Annotated in this window: 15 protein-coding genes; 10 read left to right on the top strand and 5 right to left on the bottom strand. The window is 62.3% G+C overall.

Features of this window, described 5'->3' with window-relative positions; genetic code table 11:
• The first annotated feature begins 13 nt into the window (after positions 1-13).
• From GXM22_RS03635 to GXM22_RS03600, 8 genes are all read left to right on the top strand, one after another.
• Positions 14-1,381, top strand: a complete 1,368-nt coding sequence (locus tag GXM22_RS03635; RefSeq protein ID WP_082210803.1) for a PFL family protein — start codon at positions 14-16, stop codon at positions 1,379-1,381.
• A gap of 277 nt (positions 1,382-1,658) precedes the next feature.
• Positions 1,659-2,357: a stage II sporulation protein R gene (locus GXM22_RS03630; protein WP_242651697.1), complete on the top strand. Its 699-nt coding sequence runs from the start codon at positions 1,659-1,661 to the stop codon at positions 2,355-2,357.
• 152 nt (positions 2,358-2,509) lie between these two features.
• Positions 2,510-2,989, top strand: coding sequence for a peptidoglycan-binding domain-containing protein (locus GXM22_RS03625; RefSeq protein ID WP_005935620.1), 480 nt, complete (start codon positions 2,510-2,512; stop codon positions 2,987-2,989).
• 236 nt (positions 2,990-3,225) lie between these two features.
• Positions 3,226-4,365, top strand: a complete 1,140-nt coding sequence (locus GXM22_RS03620; protein WP_035394908.1) for an exonuclease SbcCD subunit D — start codon at positions 3,226-3,228, stop codon at positions 4,363-4,365.
• A complete protein-coding gene (locus GXM22_RS03615; RefSeq protein ID WP_005935624.1) occupies positions 4,362-6,818 on the top strand; it encodes an AAA family ATPase in 2,457 nt (818 codons plus the stop codon). Before GXM22_RS03620 ends, GXM22_RS03615 begins: the two co-directional genes overlap by 4 nt.
• 349 nt (positions 6,819-7,167) lie before the next feature.
• Positions 7,168-7,509, top strand: a complete 342-nt coding sequence (locus GXM22_RS03610) for a hypothetical protein (RefSeq protein WP_005935628.1) — start codon at positions 7,168-7,170, stop codon at positions 7,507-7,509.
• A gap of 193 nt (positions 7,510-7,702) precedes the next feature.
• Positions 7,703-7,924, top strand: a complete 222-nt coding sequence (locus GXM22_RS03605; RefSeq protein ID WP_005935630.1) for a YdbC family protein — start codon at positions 7,703-7,705, stop codon at positions 7,922-7,924.
• Between the two features lies 1 nt (position 7,925).
• Complete coding sequence (locus GXM22_RS03600; protein ID WP_005935632.1) at positions 7,926-8,507, top strand: hypothetical protein; 582 nt, start codon at positions 7,926-7,928, stop codon at positions 8,505-8,507.
• A 53-nt stretch (positions 8,508-8,560) separates the two neighbouring features.
• Here the strand turns inward: GXM22_RS03600 and GXM22_RS03595 are convergent, their stop codons facing one another.
• The 4 genes from GXM22_RS03595 to GXM22_RS03580 form a co-directional block, all read right to left on the bottom strand.
• On the bottom strand, positions 8,561-9,175 hold the full coding sequence (locus GXM22_RS03595) for a hypothetical protein (protein ID WP_005935634.1): 615 nt from the start codon (positions 9,173-9,175) through the stop codon (positions 8,561-8,563).
• Positions 9,176-9,247: 72 nt separating this feature from the next.
• Complete coding sequence (gene ftsZ, locus GXM22_RS03590) at positions 9,248-10,420, bottom strand: cell division protein FtsZ (RefSeq protein ID WP_005935636.1); 1,173 nt, start codon at positions 10,418-10,420, stop codon at positions 9,248-9,250.
• Complete coding sequence (locus tag GXM22_RS03585) at positions 10,389-11,840, bottom strand: UDP-N-acetylglucosamine 1-carboxyvinyltransferase (protein WP_099357241.1); 1,452 nt, start codon at positions 11,838-11,840, stop codon at positions 10,389-10,391. The genes ftsZ and GXM22_RS03585 overlap by 32 nt, the downstream gene beginning before the upstream one ends.
• Before the next feature lie 285 nt (positions 11,841-12,125).
• The gene (locus GXM22_RS03580; protein WP_005935646.1) at positions 12,126-13,274 is read right to left on the bottom strand and encodes an FtsW/RodA/SpoVE family cell cycle protein; all 1,149 of its coding nucleotides are present in this window, start codon (positions 13,272-13,274) and stop codon (positions 12,126-12,128) included.
• A gap of 223 nt (positions 13,275-13,497) precedes the next feature.
• On the opposite strand from GXM22_RS03580, the gene GXM22_RS03575 reads away from it, so the two are divergent.
• Positions 13,498-15,369, top strand: coding sequence for a peptidoglycan D,D-transpeptidase FtsI family protein (locus GXM22_RS03575; RefSeq protein WP_005935648.1), 1,872 nt, complete (start codon positions 13,498-13,500; stop codon positions 15,367-15,369).
• Positions 15,370-15,417: 48 nt separating this feature from the next.
• Here GXM22_RS03575 and GXM22_RS03570 read toward each other — a convergent pair whose 3' ends face one another.
• Entirely contained in the window at positions 15,418-16,011 is a 594-nt protein-coding gene (locus GXM22_RS03570) for a xanthine phosphoribosyltransferase (RefSeq protein WP_035394911.1), read from the bottom strand.
• Between the two features lie 245 nt (positions 16,012-16,256).
• Here GXM22_RS03570 and GXM22_RS03565 point away from each other — a divergent pair, with 245 nt between their 5' ends.
• Complete coding sequence (locus GXM22_RS03565; RefSeq protein ID WP_005935655.1) at positions 16,257-17,126, top strand: patatin-like phospholipase family protein; 870 nt, start codon at positions 16,257-16,259, stop codon at positions 17,124-17,126.
• Position 17,127: the final 1 nt, after the last annotated feature.

Below are 17,127 nucleotides of genomic sequence, written 5' to 3'. Positions count from 1 at the left end.
AAAGGATACTCTTATGAGCATGATGAATACCGGCGACATCCTCGAGACCATCGAGATGTTCACGCAGGACAATCTGGACGTGCGCACGGTCACCATGGGCATCAGCCTGCTGGACTGCATTGATCCGGACCCGAAGAAGGCCTGCGAAAAGATTTACAACAAGATCACCACCAAGGCAGCCGATCTGGTGCCCGCCGTGGAGCATATCAGCGCCGAGTACGGCATTCCCATCATCAACAAGCGGATCAGCGTCACCCCCATTGCCATGCTGCTGGGTGCCTGCCCCGATGCAGACCCCGTGGACTTTGCCAAGGCACTGGATGCCGCAGGCAAAAAGGTGGGCGTGAACTTTGTGGGCGGCTACACTGCCCTTGTGCACAAGGGCTTCTCGGCCGGTGACCGCCGCCTGATCGAGTCCATCCCCCGCGCACTGGCCGAGACCGACATCGTGTGCAGCTCGGTGAATATCGGTGCCACCAAGGCAGGCCTGAACATGGATGCCATCAAGCTGATGGGCGAAGCCGTGAAGAAGGCCAGCGAGCTGACCGCCGACCGCCAGTGCATCGGCGCGGCAAAGCTGGTGGTGTTCTGCAACGCACCTGAGGACAATCCCTTCATGGCCGGTGCATTCCACGGCCCCGGCGAGCCCGACTGTGAGATCCACGTCGGCGTTTCCGGCCCCGGCGCTGTGCGCGCCGCGCTGGCAAAGCTGCCCAAGGATGCTCCCATCGACGAGGTGGCGGAGCTGGTCAAGCGTACCGCCTTCAAGATCACCCGCGTGGGCCAGCTGGTGGCCAATCTGGCCTCCAAGGCTCTGGGCGTGCCCGCGGGCATCATCGACCTTTCGCTGGCCCCCACCCCTGCTGTGGGCGACAGCGTGGCCAACATTCTGGAAGAGATGGGCCTTGAGACCTGCGGCTGCTGCGGCACCACGGCCTGCCTGGCCCTGCTGAACGATGCCGTGAAGAAGGGCGGCGTGATGGCCTCCAACCATGTGGGCGGCCTCTCCGGTGCCTTTATCCCCGTCAGCGAGGACGACGGCATGATCCACGCCGCCGAGTGCGGCTGCCTGACCATCGAAAAGCTGGAAGCCATGACAGCTGTCTGCTCGGTGGGCATCGATATGGTCATCATCCCCGGCGATACCACCCCCGCTGTCATCAGCGCCCTGATCGCCGACGAAGCCGCCATTGGCATGGTGAACAGCAAGACCACCGCTGTCCGCGTCATTCCCGCCATCGGCCGCAAGGCAGGCGAGATCCTGGATTTCGGCGGTCTGCTGGGCTATGGTCCCATCATGCCGGTCAATCAGCGTGACCCCTCGGTGTTCATCAACCGCGGCGGCCGCCTGCCGGCTCCCATGCAGTCCCTGAAGAACTAAAAGGAACAACCCTCTCAGTCAATGCTTCGCATTGCCAGCTCCCCCTAGCAGGCAACAACGCCGACCGCCGCCAGTGGCGGATGAAGGAAGGAGTTGTTGGGGCCGCGGCCAGCAAGACACGAGCGCCAAACTTGATGCGAAGTGGACGCTGGGAGCCGCAACCCGATAGCCCTTGGCATTACAGTCAGGCTTCACTGCAAAAATCAAGTATCAGAATAAAATGTGTCAAACAGGCCCATTCTCTGGTTATCATTTCCAGAAAAGGGGCCTGTTTTTTATGCTGCCATTCTTTGCCCGCACGCTCACCCGCCGTGAGATGGCGCTGGGGTGCGCCGTGCTTTCCCTTGCGCTGCTCCTGAGCGCCCTGCCTGCTGCCCTGCGCTGGGGGCAGGCACAGCTGGACACCGGGGCCCTCCTCTGTGCCGACACCCTGCGCTTCCACATCCGGGCCGACAGCGATTCCCCTGCCGACCAGACCGCCAAGCTCGCCGTGCGGGATGCCGTTCTGGCCTACGCCGATGTCCACTGCACCGCACAGGACAAGCCTGCCGCCCTGCGCTGGGCGGCAGAGAACCTGCCCGCACTGGAGCTGACGGCCCGGGCCGTGCTGGCAAGGCGGGGGATCTTTTCCACCGTTACGGTACAGCTGGTGGAAATGTACTTCGATACCACCCGCTATTCCACCGGCATCCTGCCCGCCGGGCGGTATCTGGCTCTGCGCATCGACCTGGGCGGCAACGCCCGCCACGGCAAAAACTGGTGGTGCGTGCTCTACCCGGGCCTGTGCCGCTCTGCCTGCGGCACCTACGCCCTGCCGGAGGAAAACGATCTGGTGTGTGGGTCGTATGTGGTGCGGTTCAAATGCGTGGAGTGGTGGCAGCGGATGACAGCAAGCCGGGAGGACAAGGTGCTGGTCGAAACAGCCTCGCCCTCTCAGGCGCTTCGCGCCAGCTCTCCCAAAGGGAGAGCCAATTGAAGCTCACGGTCAGCAGCTTCTAAACCGGAGATATGCGTTGCCTCTCCCTTTGGGAGAGGTGGATTTGCGAAGCAAAGACGGAGAGGGCAAAAACGCTATGGCACACCTCCCCACAGCGCTGCATACGCTGTCGTGGAAGGAGTGTGACCACAATGGCGATCCCCGCTTATTATTCGTTGATCCAAAAGGGCTCCTACGGCCCGGACGAGGCCCTGGTGCAGACCTGGCTGAACGGCGTGCGTGACCAGTGCAGCTATTACCCCGCATTGACCACAGACGGCCGCTTTGGCACCAAGAGCGAAAACGCCGTGAAAGAATTCCAGCTCCGGAACAATATGAACATGGACGGCAAAGTCGGGGCCAATACCTGGAATGTCCTCTACGCAAAGTACACCGCAAAGCACGGGCTGGCGGTGCCCTATCCCGGCATCGTGATGCGCACCGGCATGTCCGGCGGCACCATCCGGCTCATCCAGCAGAAGCTCAACACGCTGGGGGAGAAGATCGGCACGGACGGAAAGTTCGGCTCCCGGACTGCCGCCGCTGTTCAGCGGTTCCAGCGCCGCAACGGCCTGAACGCTGACGGTGCCGTGGGTAAGGCCACCTGGGAGAAGCTGTTCCCCGCTAGTTAAAAATTTCAATCGGCTCCGGGCAAAAATGCGGTTAAGAGATCTTCACGCCGACAGGCGGGAATCTCCAGCATTTTTGTTCGGAGCCCTCTGCTTTGGGGTTACTAGGGGCGAGCAGCCCCTAGTTCGTGCCTCCCGCGCTTCGAAAGTAGCGGGTGCTTTTCTGGTTCTCTTTTGGCACGCAAAAGAGAACATTCCGTGGTATAATAGAGCCATCCTTTTAGAAAGGGGGCTTCCCCATGCGTTTTCTCCACCTCTCCGACCTGCACCTGGGCAAACGGGTCTGCGAGTTCTCCATGCTGGACGACCAGCGCTATATTTTAGAGCAGATCTTATCCCTGCTCGATTCCCACCCCGTGGATGCCGTGCTGCTGGCCGGTGACCTGTACGACAAACCCGTGCCGCCTGCCGAGGCGGTCCGTCTGCTGGACTGGTTCCTCACCGAGCTTTCCCACCGGGAACTGCCGGTGTTCGCCATCTCGGGCAACCACGATTCCGCCGACCGGGTGGCCTTTGGCTCTGCCCTGCTGGCTGAAAGCAGGGTCTACGTCTCGCCGGTGTTTTCCGGCCCGCCGGAGCCCATCACCCTCACCGACGCACACGGCCCGGTCGATCTGTACTTACTGCCCTTTTTGAAGCCCGCCATGGTGCGGCACATCTGGCCGGACGCGCCCATTGAAAGCTACAACGATGCCCTTGCCTGTGTGCTGGATCACTGTTCGCCTGACCCGGCCCGCCGCAGTGTGCTGGTGGCACACCAGTTCGTGGCAGGAGCTGCCTCCTGCGAGAGCGAGGAGCCCAGCGTGGGCGGCATCGACTGGGTGGATGCCGCCCTGTTCGACAAGTTCGACTATGTGGCGCTGGGGCATCTGCACAGCCCCCAGAAGGTGGGCCGGGATACCCTGCGCTACTGCGGAACGCCGCTGAAGTATTCCTTCTCGGAGGCCAACCAGCACAAGAGCGTAACCTTTGTGGAGCTGGGCGAAAAGGGCAGCGTGACCATTGCCGCCGAACCGCTGGTGCCCCGGCACGATCTTCGGGAGCTGCGCGGCAGCTACATGGAGCTGACCGACCGCCGCAATTACGAGGGCACTACCGTGGACGACTACCTGCACATCACCCTGACCGATGAGCAGGACATCCCCGAGGCACTGGCCCGCCTGCGGGTCATCTACCCCAACCTGATGCGGCTGGATTACGACAACCGCCGCACCCAGACCCGGCAGGAGCTGGATGCCCCCGCAAAGGCAGAACAGAAAACACCGCTGGAACACTTTGCGGATTTTTATCAGCTGCAGAACAACCAGCCCCTGACCCATGAGCAGGCGGCATTCTGCCAGCAGCTCATTGAAAGCATCTGGAAGGAGGAGGACGCATGAGACCGCTCAAGCTGACCCTCTCGGCCTTTGGCCCCTATGCAGGCACCACCACCCTGCCGCTGGAGCAATTGGGCAGAGGCGGACTCTACCTTGTCACCGGTGACACCGGCGCGGGCAAGACCACCCTGTTCGATGCCATCACCTACGCCCTGTACGATCATTCCAGCGGCGGCGTGCGGGATGGGGCCATGCTCCGCAGCAAATATGCAGACCCCGGCACCCCCACCTTTGTGGAGCTGGAATTTGAGGTGCGGGGGCAGCGGTACACCGTCCGGCGCAACCCGGAGTATCTGCGTCCCAAGGCCCGGGGCGAGGGATTCACCACCGAAAAGGCAGATGCCGCCCTGACCTATGCCGACGGCCGCCCGCCTGTGACCAAAGCCAAGGAGGTGACTGCCGCTGTCATTGATATCATCGGGCTGGACTACAACCAGTTCTCCCAGATCGCCATGATCGCGCAGGGGCAGTTCACCCGGCTGCTCAACGCCACCACTGAGGAGCGGAGCAAGATCTTCCGGAAGCTGTTCCGCACCCAGCGCTACCAGAAACTGCAGGAAGCGCTGGCCGAGGAAAACTCTGCCCTCACAGCCCGACGCGCCGCCCTGAATGCAAAGCTGGACGCAGTGCTTGCGGGCATCTCGTATGATGCCGCAGACCCGGAGGCAGAAGCACTGGGGGCACTTTCAGCGCAGATGCCGCCGGACGCAGTGACCACCCTGCTGGAGGGGCTGACCGCCCGGCAGGAAGCCGCCGCCGCACAGGCCGCAGATGCGCTGGCTGCGCTGGACAGGCAATTGAGCACGTTACAGACCACGCTGGGCGCGGCAGAGCAGGCAGAGCGCCAGCGGCAGGAGGTTGCCGGAGAGCTGACCAAGGCCCGAAGCACCGCCCAGCTGGAATCCGCCAAGGCCAGCACCCGGCGCAAAACGCTGGAAGCACTGGATGCGACACTCACGGCCTCTGAAGCAGAGCTTGCCGCTCTGGCCGATGCCGACACCCGCCGGGTGGAGCTGGAGGCAGAAGCAGCCCGTCTTGCCCAGCGGGAAACCGCACTGAACGATCTGGCCCGGAGCCTGACAGAGTGCCAGCACCGGAACACCGCCGCACGCGCCGCGCAGGAGGCCTACCGGCAGGCGGCGGGCAGACAGACCGAGGCCCATTCTGCCCGTGACACGCTGGAGCGTGCTTTTCTGGATGCGCAGGCGGGCCTGCTGGCTCAGACGCTGGAAGAGGGAGCCGCCTGCCCTGTCTGCGGCAGCACCCACCACCCGGCCAAAGCCCACCTGCCCCGCACCGCCCCCACCGAAGTGCAGGTGAACAAAGCCAAGCAGGCCGTTGCCCAGGCCGACAGCGCCGCACAGGAGGCCAGTGCCGCCGCGCGGGAAGCGCTGACGCGGGAGCAGGAGGGCCGTGCCCAGCTGCGGAAGGATGCCGAAGCGCTTCTGCCTGAGCGGTTCACTTCGCCCGAAGGGCCGGTGCCCCTGACCGTGAGCCTGCTCAAGACTGCGCTGGCCGAGGAGAACGATGCTCTGCACACTGTACAGGCTGACCTGAAGCAGCGCCAGACCAAAAACCATACAGACTGCCACCGCAAAAAAGAGCTGGAAGCCCAACGCAAAGCACAGGCAGAACAGCGCACCGCGCTGGAAGCGCAGGTGACGGCAGCCCAGCAGGCTTCTGCCGCCGCCCAGGCTGCGGTGCAGACACTGGAAGCCCGGCAGGCTGCGGAGCAGATCGCGCAGCCCCAGAAGATCGCGGCGCTCAAGGCAGAGCAGAACGAGCTGCTGGCCCGGCGCAAAGCCCTTGCCGCACAGGAGAAAGACCTGAACGCCCGGCTGCTGCCCAACCGGAGGGCGCTGGCCGATCACCGGAAGCTTGCCGACCAGCGGGACGCACTGGATGCCCGCTGGCAGTGGGTAAACGCACTGGCCTCCACGGCAGGCGGCACCCTGAGCAGCAAGCAGAAGATCCGGCTGGAGGCCTACATCCAGATGAATTACCTCGACCGCATCCTTGTCCACGCCAACACCCGCCTGATGCAGATGACGGCGGGCCAGTACGAGCTGGAACGCATCGGTGCTGAGAACCAGCGCAGCCAGTCAGGCCTTGACCTGGGAGTCATCGACCACTACAACGGCACCCGCCGCAGTGTCAAGACCCTGTCCGGCGGCGAGAGCTTCAAGGCCTCGCTGGCGCTGGCCCTGGGTCTTTCCGATGAAGTCCAGAGCACCGCAGGCGGCATCCGGCTGGACACCCTCTTCCTCGATGAGGGCTTCGGCTCGCTGGATGAGGAATCGCTGGAGCAGGCCATCCGGGTGCTCTCCGGCCTGACCGAAGGCGACCGACTGGTGGGCATCATCTCTCATGTCGCCGCCCTGAAGGACCGCATCGACCGGCAGGTGGTCGTGCATAAGGAGCGGAGCGGGGGCAGCTGGGTGGAGATTGTGACGTAACCAGAAGACTCCGGATTCAATGGGCAGTCCATCCTTCCATACAACCTCTCCGTCATCTGCGCTTCGCTTGATGCCACCTCCCCTAGTAGGGGAGGCCTTGGCATTCCGTCGCGTTTTCGAGTGTAAGCGCTTCGCTACTATTTGCCCTGCTGACGTTAACATTTTCACCTTGCGGCAGATACTGTTTTTGGAGCGCCAGCGAAAATAGCGAAAAATAAGCCTTTTGCCAAAGGCTCCCCTACTAGGGGAGCTGTCGCAGCGAAGCCTGCGACTGAGAGGTTGTACAGAGCAGGACCTTCCCGCATAAACGACCACACCTCCGCACACATTAAGTGCGGAGGTGTTTCTTATGTCCCACAAGCAAAAGCATGTCGGCCCCACATCCAGCCGGGTGAGCCCGCCGCTGGGGGCACTGCCCAGCCAGCCGGACAGCCCGGAGGTGCAGCTGCCGCCGCCGGAACCGGATCTGCCGCCGATCCAGGCGGTCCCTATGACAGACGGCACACCGGCAGCCTGTATGCAGAAAAACGCCAAGGAATTTCTGGCAGGAAATACACCCGGGGTAATGGCGCAGTATGCCCCCGGGCTGTTCAGCACGGAGCAGAAGCGAAACAGCCGCCAGCCCGCGCCGGATGACCCGGAGGCGGTAAAAGAACTGGTTCGCCTGCGGGAAGAGGAGCCTTATGGTTGACCCTCTCCGTCACGCTCCGCGCGTCAGCTCCCCTCGCAGGGGAGCCCTTGACTGAACGTGCCGTTCTGTGAATATCGCTTACTGCTCCTGCAAGTAAATTTAAAATTTTCAAATTATTTTCCAATTACCTGTTGAAATCTTCGCCGCGTTCTTATATTATGATAACAAACAAAGCAAAGGCAGGTAAGGAAACATGGCAGAAATCAAATACGAAGTGGTCCAGCGCATTGCAGTGCTGTCTCAGCGTCCCCGCGGCTGGGAACGCCAGCTCAATCTCATCAGCTGGAACGACGGCGAACCCAAGTATGACATCCGCGATTGGTCCCCGGACGGTACTCGCATGGGCAAGGGCATTTCCCTGAGCGGCGAAGAGCTGGCCATCCTCAAGGGCATTCTGGAAGATCTGGAGCTGTAAGATGGACTACCGCGAGGAGTTTTTGCAGATCTGGCACCAGCATGTCTCCCGCCCGGGCAGCGAAAAGCTGCTGGACTGGCTGGACAACAAGACAGATTTCTTCTCGGCTCCGGCCTCCACCCGGTTCCATGGGGCCTGTGACGGCGGCCTGTGCATGCACAGCCTGAACGTCTACCATGCCCTCCACGACGGCTTTTTCACCGAGGGCGAGAGTGAGGAGAGCTATGCCATCTGTGCTCTGCTGCACGATCTGTGCAAGGCCAACTACTACAAAAAGGGCACCCGCAATGTAAAGAACGATGCCACCGGCCAGTGGGAAAAGGTGCCCAGCTACAGCGTGGAGGATCTGTTCCCCTATGGCCACGGTGAAAAGAGCGTGTTCCTGATCGAGCGATTTATGAAGCTGAAGGTTGAGGAAGCGGTAGCCATCCGCTGGCACATGGGCGGCTTTGACGATGCGGCCAAGGGCGGCTGCTTCGCCATCTCGGAGGCCTACGACAAATACCCGCTTGCCGTCAAGCTCCACATTGCCGACCTGAAGGCCACCTACCTCATGGAGCACCGCACCAGCGCCGTGCGGTAACATCCCCAAGACGCAAAAAAGACGATGCACAGCGTTTGTGCATCGTCTTTTTGTTATACAGTCATTAAGCTTTCCAGCTGATGTACCAGATTCACCGCCTGATGGTCGAGTGCCGTGGTGGGCTTCCAGTCCGGCTGCGCAAAGGGGCAGCGTTCCTCCTCCGGTTCCGGCGGTGCGGCCTGCGGGGCAGGCTCCTGCTCCGGTACAGCATCCGGCTGGGGCTGCTCTGCCTTGGGGGCATCCGCCGCCGGGTGGAACACGATCACCGGCAGGCCGGGCTGTTCCAGCACCTTGGGCTGCGGGGGCACGGGCGGCAGCAGGCTGTTTGCCCGCGCCTGCTCACACAGAGCTTCCAGCTCAGCGTTCTCCTGCCGCAGTGCCACCATCTCCCGTTCACAGGCGTAAAGCCGGGTCTGGTAACGGCGGATCTCCGCATTGGCAGCGGCAAGACGGCGGTTCAACAGCTCCGCCTGAGCGGGCTGGCTCGGGAGCCGTCTCCCGGTTTCCGGTTCGACCTGCGCCATCGTTTCCTCCACTTCCTGCACCCTGCGCAGAGCGCGGCGGTATTCACGGGCAGCGGCGGCACAATAACGCTCCACACAGCGCAGCACACTGGTCCTGCGGCAGCTCAGCCATTCGGTGCGCAGCCAGATGTCGTTTGGTACCATCTCTGCTCCTCCCGCTCACGCGCGCAAGAGACCACGCCCCCTCCCGGGCGGTTCACACTGTAACTTACAAACTTACTTGCGCTTATTCAGGATCGCCAGCAGCTCATCGTAGTAACGGTTGTCGCTGCTCTCTTCCTCCACCGGCTTTGCAGCGCTGTTTGCGGCGGCAGCAGGCTGCTGCTTTGCGGCACCCGCGCCGGACACATCAGAGCTGAACACTGCGCTGGGGGTGGAAGCACCGGCACCGGCGGCGTTGTTCAGGCTGCTGCGCAGACCATCGGCGGCCTTGTTGTCAAAGCCGGTGGCCACAACGGTAACGCGCATTTCATCGGACAGGTTCTCATCGAACGCAGTACCCCAGATGATGTTTGCATCGGGATGAGCGCTCTGGGTGATGAGGCCGGCAGCAGTCTCGACATCCTCCAGGCCGATATCGGGGCTGGAGGTGATGTTGATGATCACGCCGTGTGCACCGGCAATGCTGGTCTCCAGCAGCGGAGAGGAGATCGCAGCCTTGGCGGCGTTCTCTGCCTTACCTGCGCCCTTGGCGCTGCCCACGCCCATGTGGGCGTAACCGGCATCCTTCATAATGGAGCGCACGTCTGCGAAGTCCAGGTTGATGAAGGCGGGCACATTGATCAGAGCGGAGATGGACTCCACGCCCTGACGCAGCACATTATCGGCGGCCTGGAAGGCGTTCATCAGGGTGATCTTTTCCTGGCTGATCATCTTCAGGCGCTCGTTCGGGATAACGATCAGGCTGTCAACGTGCATGAGCAGGTTTGCAATGCCCTGCTCTGCCAGGCCCATCTTGCGCTTGCCCTCAAAGGAGAAGGGCTTGGTGACGATGCCCACGGTCAGGATGCCCAGATCATGTGCCACCTCAGCCACAACAGGAGCCGCACCCGTGCCGGTGCCGCCGCCCATACCGGCGGTGATAAAGACCATCTGGGAGCCCTTCAGGGCATTTGCGATCTCGTCCTTGCTTTCCTCGGCAGCACGCTGGCCGATCTCGGGATCAGCGCCCGCGCCGCGGCCCTTGGTGAGCTTGGAGCCCAGCTGCACCTTGGTGGCAGCATGGTTCTTGGCCAGCGCCTGCTGGTCGGTGTTCATTGCAATAAATTCTACGCCCTGCAGACCGTCACTGACCATGCGGTTGACTGCGTTGCCGCCGCCGCCGCCCACACCAATGACCTTGATCGTCGTAACGTTTTCATCCATTTCTTCGTCGAGCATGAGTGCCATAACTTTTGTCCTCCATCGGATATGTTATCGTAAACCTGCGCTTTTCGCACAAGAAGAGTTCGATACTATACTTATATAACTGTATCGTATCATCTTTTTGCCCCGATTGCAAGACAAATTTGTTTTTTGCAGAGGTTTTTTTCACCGACCCATTTCCCGGGGCCGATTCCCGCCGAATTTGCGCCCCCAAACCAGCCAAAATCTCTGTAAATCCGGCATAGCCCCGGTCGATATGCGCCGGGTGGGTGATGACCGTGGTTCCCCGGGCCGCAAGCCCCGCCAGCACCAGTGCCGCCCCGCCCCGCAGGTCGGGGGCCTCCACCACGGTGCCGCACAAATGGCCGCCCGGTGCAATGGTCAGCACCCTGCCCGCCGTTTCGGCCTGTGCACCCAGGCGGCAAAAACCCTCGGCACAGCCGAACCGGCGCTCAAAGATCACGTCCTCGATGCTGCTCTCGCTGTCGGCACAGAGCATTGCCGCCGCCAGCAGCGGGGCAGCATCGGTGGCAAGGGCCGGATAGGCTCCGGTGAACACCCGGCCTGCCCCGTGCAGCCGCCCAAAGCGGGAAATTCGCACCGTATCCCCTGCCGGTTCCACCCGGCACCCCATTTGTCCCAGAATTTCCAGCACCGGCGCATAGAGCGCAGGGGCGCAGCCGGTCAGTTCCACCCGGCCGCCCGCCGCCGCACAGCCGCAGGCCAGCGTGGAAGCAAAAATGCGGTCGGGCAGGGGCGAAAAACAGCACCCGGAAAGGCCCCGCCGCCCTTCGATGCGGATCGTGGAGCTGCCTGCCCCCTCGATGCAGCCGCCGCACCGGTTCAGAAAAGCGGCAAGGTCGGCGATCTCCGGTTCCCGGGCCGCCCCCCGCAGGATGGTCCTGCCCTTGGCACAGGCAGCGGCCAGCAGAAGCGTCTCGGTGGCCCCTACGCTGGGGAAACGCAGGGTGATCTCGGCCCCGTGCAGGCCGGAGGGAGCCGTCAGCACCAGCCGCCCCTCCCCAGCTTCCAGCTCCACCGCCCCCATTTTTACCAGCCCCGCCAGATGCAGGTCGATGGGCCGGGCCCCGATGCGGCAGCCGCCGGGCAGGCTGGTCTCGGCGCGGCCCAGCCTTGCCAGCAGGGGTGCGCAGAACAGAATGGAGGCCCGCATTTGTCCCGCTGTTTGCCCCGGCAGGGTGCTGTTGGCAGGCGGACCGGAGAGCACTGCATCACTGCCTTCCCACCGGGCGGAACAGCCCACGCCCCGCAAAAGCGCCATGCAGTGTTCCACGTCCGCAAGGCGGGGCACAGCCTGGAGCCGCACCTCTCCCGTGCAGAGCAGCGATGCCGCAAAAAGCGGCAGAACGCTGTTTTTCGCAGCCGGAATTTTTACGCTTCCGTTCAGCGGGCGGCCCCCTGTCACCACGATCCGTTCCTCCATGTCCGTGCCCCCATTCCGCAAAAGATACCTCACCGTATGCAAAACAGGGCCGGAGTGTGAGGCGGACAAGTTTGTTTTGTAATTTATAGCATCCTCGCCCTCTCAGGCGCTTCGCGCCAGCACCGGGTTGCGGCTCCCAGCATCCGCTTCGCGCAAACCCTTGCGCTTGCGTCCTGCTGGCCGCGGCCCCAACAACTCCTCCCTCATTCCGCCGCAGGCGGTGGTCGTCGTCGTTGCTCCCAAAGGGAGAGCCTTTGGCAATTCAACTTTATGTTTTCTATTCCGTCAGGTCTCCCCTCTCGAGACCGAGAGCACGATCCCCATCTCTCCCAACAACATCATCAAGCTCGTTCCTCCGGAGGAGAAAAAGGGCAGGCTGATGCCGGTGTTGGGGATGGTATTGGTGACCACGGCCACATTGAGGACAGCCTGCAGGGCCACCTGCACGGTAAAGCCCACCACCAGCAGCGCCCCAAAACGGTCGGGAGCATGGGCGGCAATGGTAATGCCCCGCCAGAGCAGCAGCACGAACAGCAGCACCACGGCGCAGGCCCCCACAAAGCCCAGTTCCTCGCAGACGATGGAGAAGATGAAGTCGTTCTGAGGTTCGGGCACAAACAGATGCTTCTGGCGGCTGTTCCCCAGCCCCAGCCCAGTGGCCCCGCCTGAGCCGATGGCGTACAGGCTCTGGATGGTCTGGTGGCCATCCCCCAGCGGGTCGGCAAAGGGGTCCTGCCAGGAGCGCAGGCGGTCGGCAGCGTAGGGCACAAGGTCCGGCATAACGACCACCGCCGCCCCGATGGCGGCCGCCCCGCCCAGGCCTGCCAGCACGAACCACCGCAGACCTGTGCCGCCCACGAACATCAGCACTGCCCCGATGCCCAGGATCAGCAAAGTGCCCGAAAGATGGGGTTCCAGCAGCATCAGCGCCGCCACCACCCCCAGCACCAGCACAAAGGGCAGCACCCCCACCGCAAAGCTGCGCATCCTGTCATGGTTCAGCGAGATGATGTGCGAAAACACCAGCACCACGGCAAATTTTGCGATCTCGCTTGGCTGCAGGGTGCCCACCCCCGGCAGCACCAGCCACCGTTTGCAGCCGTTGTATTCCGGCATAAAAAGCACCACCGCAAGCAGCACCAGCGAGACCCCCAGCAGCGGCCAGGCCAATTTGTGGAAGATGTGATAGTCCACCCGGCTGGCCAGCCACAGCCCCGCAATGCCCATGGCGGCGTAGAGCAGCTGGGGGCGCAGGTAGGCAAAGGCATCGCCCCGACGGTAAAGGGCCACCGCCCCCGACGCACTGCCCAGCATCACCAGCCCGAACCCCACCAGCGTGAGTACCAGCACCAGAAACGGCAGGTCCATGGCCGGCAGCGGCCGCAGCGGTGCCTTGTGCCGCCCGCCCCGCGGCAGTGCCGCAGCTTCTTTCATCTCGTCACCCCCAGTTTCACTATTGTATGTCAAAACCGGGGCTGCTAGTCTATTTTCTTGAGGTTCTGCGTAAGGATAAGCAGATACTGGTTTTGGAGCGTCAGCGACCAGATTGAAAAGTAAATCTTATGCCAAGGGCTCCCCTACTAGGGGAGCTGTCGCGGCGAAGCCTGCGACTGAGAGGTTGGACAGAGCAGGGCTTATTCAAGAAGGGAGAGTTTCTATGCCCAAAGTTCTCCGCACCCTGCCCGAGCGGGGATTCCGCCGCCGGGCACGGGCCGTGGCGGTGCTGTTCTGTGCCGTCTGCCTGGGGCTGGCCGTGCGGCTCTTTTTCCTGCAGGTGCGCACCGACGGCTTCTATGCCGACCGCGCACAGGGCCAGCAGCTGCGGGACACCGTGGTCCCCGCAGACCGGGGGCGCATTTACAGCGCCGACGGCCTTTTGCTGGCCGCCAACAGCAGCTGCTGGACCCTGCGGGCCTCGCCCCGGGAGATGCCGGAAGAGAAAATCACCCTTGCCGCCCACGGCCTTGCGGAGATCTTAGCGCTGGACGAAGCGGCCCTGCTGGAAAAATTCAGCGACCGCCGCTCCAACGACTGCCTGCTCCGCTACCGGGTGGACCGCGCCGCAGCCGATGCCGTGCGGGACTTTTGCGAAGAAAACAGCATCACCGGCATCCGCATCAATCAGGACAGCAAGCGCTGGTATCCGCAGGGCGCGTTTCTGGCTTCGGTGCTGGGGTTCACCAATGTGGACAACGCAGGGGTGGCCGGGCTGGAACTGAAATATGACGATCTGCTCACCGGAGAAAACGGCGTGGTGCTCACAGCTGTCAACGCCTGGGGCTACACACTGGAGCAGAGCTACGAGACCGAGCGTTTTCCCACCGAGGGGGACGGCCTGCGGCTCACCATCGACAGCTGTATCCAGCACTACCTTGAAAACGCGCTGTCCTACGCTGTGCAGGAGCACCATGTGGCGGCGCGGGCCGTGGGGATCGTCATGGATGTGAACACCGGGGCCGTGCTGGCCATGTCCACCACGCCCTCCTACGACCCCAACGAACCCCGCGTCATTGCCGACACCGCCGCCCGGAACGCCGTGGAGGCCCTGACCGGTGATGCACGCAAGGCCGCTTTGCAGCTGGCCCAGCAGACCCAGTGGCGGAACAAGGCCGTCAGCGACCTGTACGAGCCGGGCAGCGTGTTCAAGCTCATCACCTGCGCGGCGGCGCTGGATGCCGGAGCCATCACAAAGCATTCCAGCTTTTACTGCGGGGAATCCATCTCGGTGGCAGGCACCCGCTTCCACTGTGCCAACCACAAGCGCCATGGGGCCCAGAGCGTGACCCAGGCGCTGGAAAATTCCTGCAACCAGAGCTTCATCCAGATCGGGGGCCGACTGGGCAGGGAGGCCTTCTGCGATTATTTTGCCGCCTTCGGCCTGCGGGAGCCCACCGGCATCGACCTGCCCGCCGAGCCGAAAAAGAGCCTGTACTATACCGCCGACCGGATGGGCCCGGTGGAGCTGGCCTCCTGTGCCTTTGGGCAGAGCAGCAAAATCTCCTATCTGGAAATGGCGGCGGCAGTCTGCGCCGTGGTCAACGGGGGAAAGCTGATGCATCCCTACGTCGTCTCGGAGATCCTGGCCCCGGACGGCAGTACCATTGAGCAGTTCTCCCCTGTCTGCAAACGGCAGGTGCTCAAGGCAGAGACCAGTCAGACCATGCGGGAGATGATGGAGGCCGTGGTGCTCCACGGCGGCGGACGGAACGCTCAGATCCCGGGCTACCGGGTAGGCGGAAAAAGCGGCACCAGCCAGAAGCTGGACAGCGCCGACGAAAAAGCCCGCATTGCCAGCTTTGTGGCGGTGGCTCCCATCGACGACCCGCAGTTTCTCTGTCTGGTCTGCCTGGACGAACCCCACAGCTGGACGACCGCGGGCGGCAGCCTGTCGGCCCCGGTCTGTGCCGAAGTGCTGGAGCAGACGCTGGTGTACAGGGGCGTGCTCCGCACCACGGAAGCCCCGGCTGCCTCCACAGCAGAGACCGCCGCCGACCTCCCCGCTGACGGCGACAGTTTTGACGGGGCCTGAAAATGGGCAGCAAAAAAGACCGCCGAAGCGGTCTTGAATTGCTTGTTTTCAATTCTGGTGCGGCTGCTCGCGGAACTTGATCTCGCCGGTCTCGCTGTTCATGGATTCCACAATGGCAAGGCTCTCCAGCTGGATGCCCTTGCTGCGGATGAGCTCGCCGCCCTGCTGGAAGCCCTTCTCCACGGCAATGCCAATGCCCTCAACCGTAGCTCCGGCCTCCTTGGCCAGATCCAGCAGGCCCATCAGGGCACAGCCGTTTGCCAGGAAGTCATCGATGATCAGGACATGGTCCTCTGCGGTGAGGAACTTTTTGGAGACAATGACGTTGTAGATCTTCTTGTGGGTGAAGGACTGGATCTTGGTCTCATAGTTGTCGTAATCCAGGTTGATGCTCATGGACTTTTTGGCAAACACCACAGGAACATTGAACTCGCTGGCAACCACAGCGGCAATGCCGATGCCGCTGGCCTCAATGGTCAGCACCTTGTTGACGGGCTTGCCTGCAAACAGGCGCTTCCACTCCTTTGCCATCTCGCGGAACAGGGGGATGTCCATCTGGTGGTTGATGAAGCTATCCACCTTCAGCACATTGCCCTCGCGCACGATCCCGTCTCTCTGAATGCGTTCTTCCAGCAGTTTCATATCCGTCTCTTCCTCCAAGCTTTGGTACTGCATTTTGATTTTACCTAGTATACCGGATTTGCCCCCCTGTTTTCAAGGTCTTTTGGCATTTTCTCTCTTGTTTTTCAGCAAAATTTGAGTATACTGGAAGCAACGGCTCCGGGTGGATTTCCGGGGCGCTCCGGGCACAGGGAAAGGTGCCCGTTTTCTGCATCCTGCCGCCTGTTCGGGCGGGATGCATTGTGAGGAGAAGGAGTATCACGCGTATGAAGACCGGATTGATCCTGGAAGGCGGTGCCATGCGGGGCATGTTCACTGCCGGTGTTCTGGATGTTCTGATGGAGCAGGGCATCACGGTAGACGGCATGGTAGGTGTTTCGGCGGGAGCAGTGTTCGGCTGCAACTACAAATCCCACCAGATCGGGCGGACCATCCGCTACAACACCACCTATTGCAACGACAAACGCTATGCCAGCTTCCGCAACCTGCTGCGCACCGGCAACCTGTACAGCGAGGATTTCTGCTACCACGAGGTGCCCGAAAAGCTCGACCCGTTCGATGACAAGGCTTTCCGGGAATCCCCCATGGATTACTTTGTGGTCTGCACCGATGTCCGCACCGGCGACCCTATCTATCATAAGTGCCGCACCGGTGATGCGGAGGATGTGCGCTGGATGGAAGCCTCGGCTTCCATGCCACTGGCCGCAAAGATCGTCAAGATCGGCCATTACGGCCTGCTGGACGGCGGCGTTGCCGATTCCATCCCCATCCGCTTCTTTGAGTCCATCGGCTACAAGCGGAACCTCATCATCCTGACCCAGCCCAAGGGGTTTGTGAAAAAGAAGAATCCCATGCTGCCCGCCATCCGGGCACGGTATCTGCGCTATCCTGCCTTTGTGGAGGCTGTGGCCGACCGCCACGAGCGCTACAACGAAACCCTGAGCTACATCTCCATGCTGGAGCAGTCCGGCAAGGATTACGTTATCCGCCCGCCCATCCCGCTGGAGATCGGTGCCATGGAGCGTGACCCCGACCAGCTGCGCCGCGTCTACGAAACCGGCCGGGCCGTGGCACAGATCCAGGTGGATAAGATCCGGGCCTTCCTTGAAACTGCAAAGGCCGAAGCCGAGGAATGAT

The organism is Faecalibacterium duncaniae (assembly GCF_010509575.1).
Classification (GTDB): domain Bacteria; phylum Bacillota; class Clostridia; order Oscillospirales; family Ruminococcaceae; genus Faecalibacterium; species Faecalibacterium duncaniae.
Note: the sequence above shows the minus strand (reverse complement) of the source record. Positions and strands in the feature narration are given on the sequence as shown.

Bases quoted from the DNA above. Each gene is read 5' to 3' on its own strand.
- GXM22_RS03635 (WP_082210803.1), top strand. From the start codon at position 14: ATGAGCATGATGAATACCGGCGACATCCTCGAGACCATCGAGATGTTC.
- GXM22_RS03625 (WP_005935620.1), top strand. From the start codon at position 2,510: ATGGCGATCCCCGCTTATTATTCGTTGATCCAAAAGGGCTCCTACGGC.
- GXM22_RS03585 (WP_099357241.1), bottom strand. From the start codon at position 11,840: ATGGAGGAACGGATCGTGGTGACAGGGGGCCGCCCGCTGAACGGAAGC.
- GXM22_RS03575 (WP_005935648.1), top strand. From the start codon at position 13,498: ATGCCCAAAGTTCTCCGCACCCTGCCCGAGCGGGGATTCCGCCGCCGG.
- GXM22_RS03595 (WP_005935634.1), bottom strand. From the start codon at position 9,175: ATGGTACCAAACGACATCTGGCTGCGCACCGAATGGCTGAGCTGCCGC.
- GXM22_RS03610 (WP_005935628.1), top strand. From the start codon at position 7,168: ATGTCCCACAAGCAAAAGCATGTCGGCCCCACATCCAGCCGGGTGAGC.
- GXM22_RS03565 (WP_005935655.1), top strand. From the start codon at position 16,257: ATGAAGACCGGATTGATCCTGGAAGGCGGTGCCATGCGGGGCATGTTC.
- GXM22_RS03600 (WP_005935632.1), top strand. From the start codon at position 7,926: ATGGACTACCGCGAGGAGTTTTTGCAGATCTGGCACCAGCATGTCTCC.
- GXM22_RS03570 (WP_035394911.1), bottom strand. From the start codon at position 16,011: ATGAAACTGCTGGAAGAACGCATTCAGAGAGACGGGATCGTGCGCGAG.
- GXM22_RS03615 (WP_005935624.1), top strand. From the start codon at position 4,362: ATGAGACCGCTCAAGCTGACCCTCTCGGCCTTTGGCCCCTATGCAGGC.
- ftsZ (WP_005935636.1), bottom strand. From the start codon at position 10,420: ATGGCACTCATGCTCGACGAAGAAATGGATGAAAACGTTACGACGATC.
- GXM22_RS03580 (WP_005935646.1), bottom strand. From the start codon at position 13,274: ATGAAAGAAGCTGCGGCACTGCCGCGGGGCGGGCGGCACAAGGCACCG.
- GXM22_RS03620 (WP_035394908.1), top strand. From the start codon at position 3,226: ATGCGTTTTCTCCACCTCTCCGACCTGCACCTGGGCAAACGGGTCTGC.
- GXM22_RS03605 (WP_005935630.1), top strand. From the start codon at position 7,703: ATGGCAGAAATCAAATACGAAGTGGTCCAGCGCATTGCAGTGCTGTCT.
- GXM22_RS03630 (WP_242651697.1), top strand. From the start codon at position 1,659: ATGCTGCCATTCTTTGCCCGCACGCTCACCCGCCGTGAGATGGCGCTG.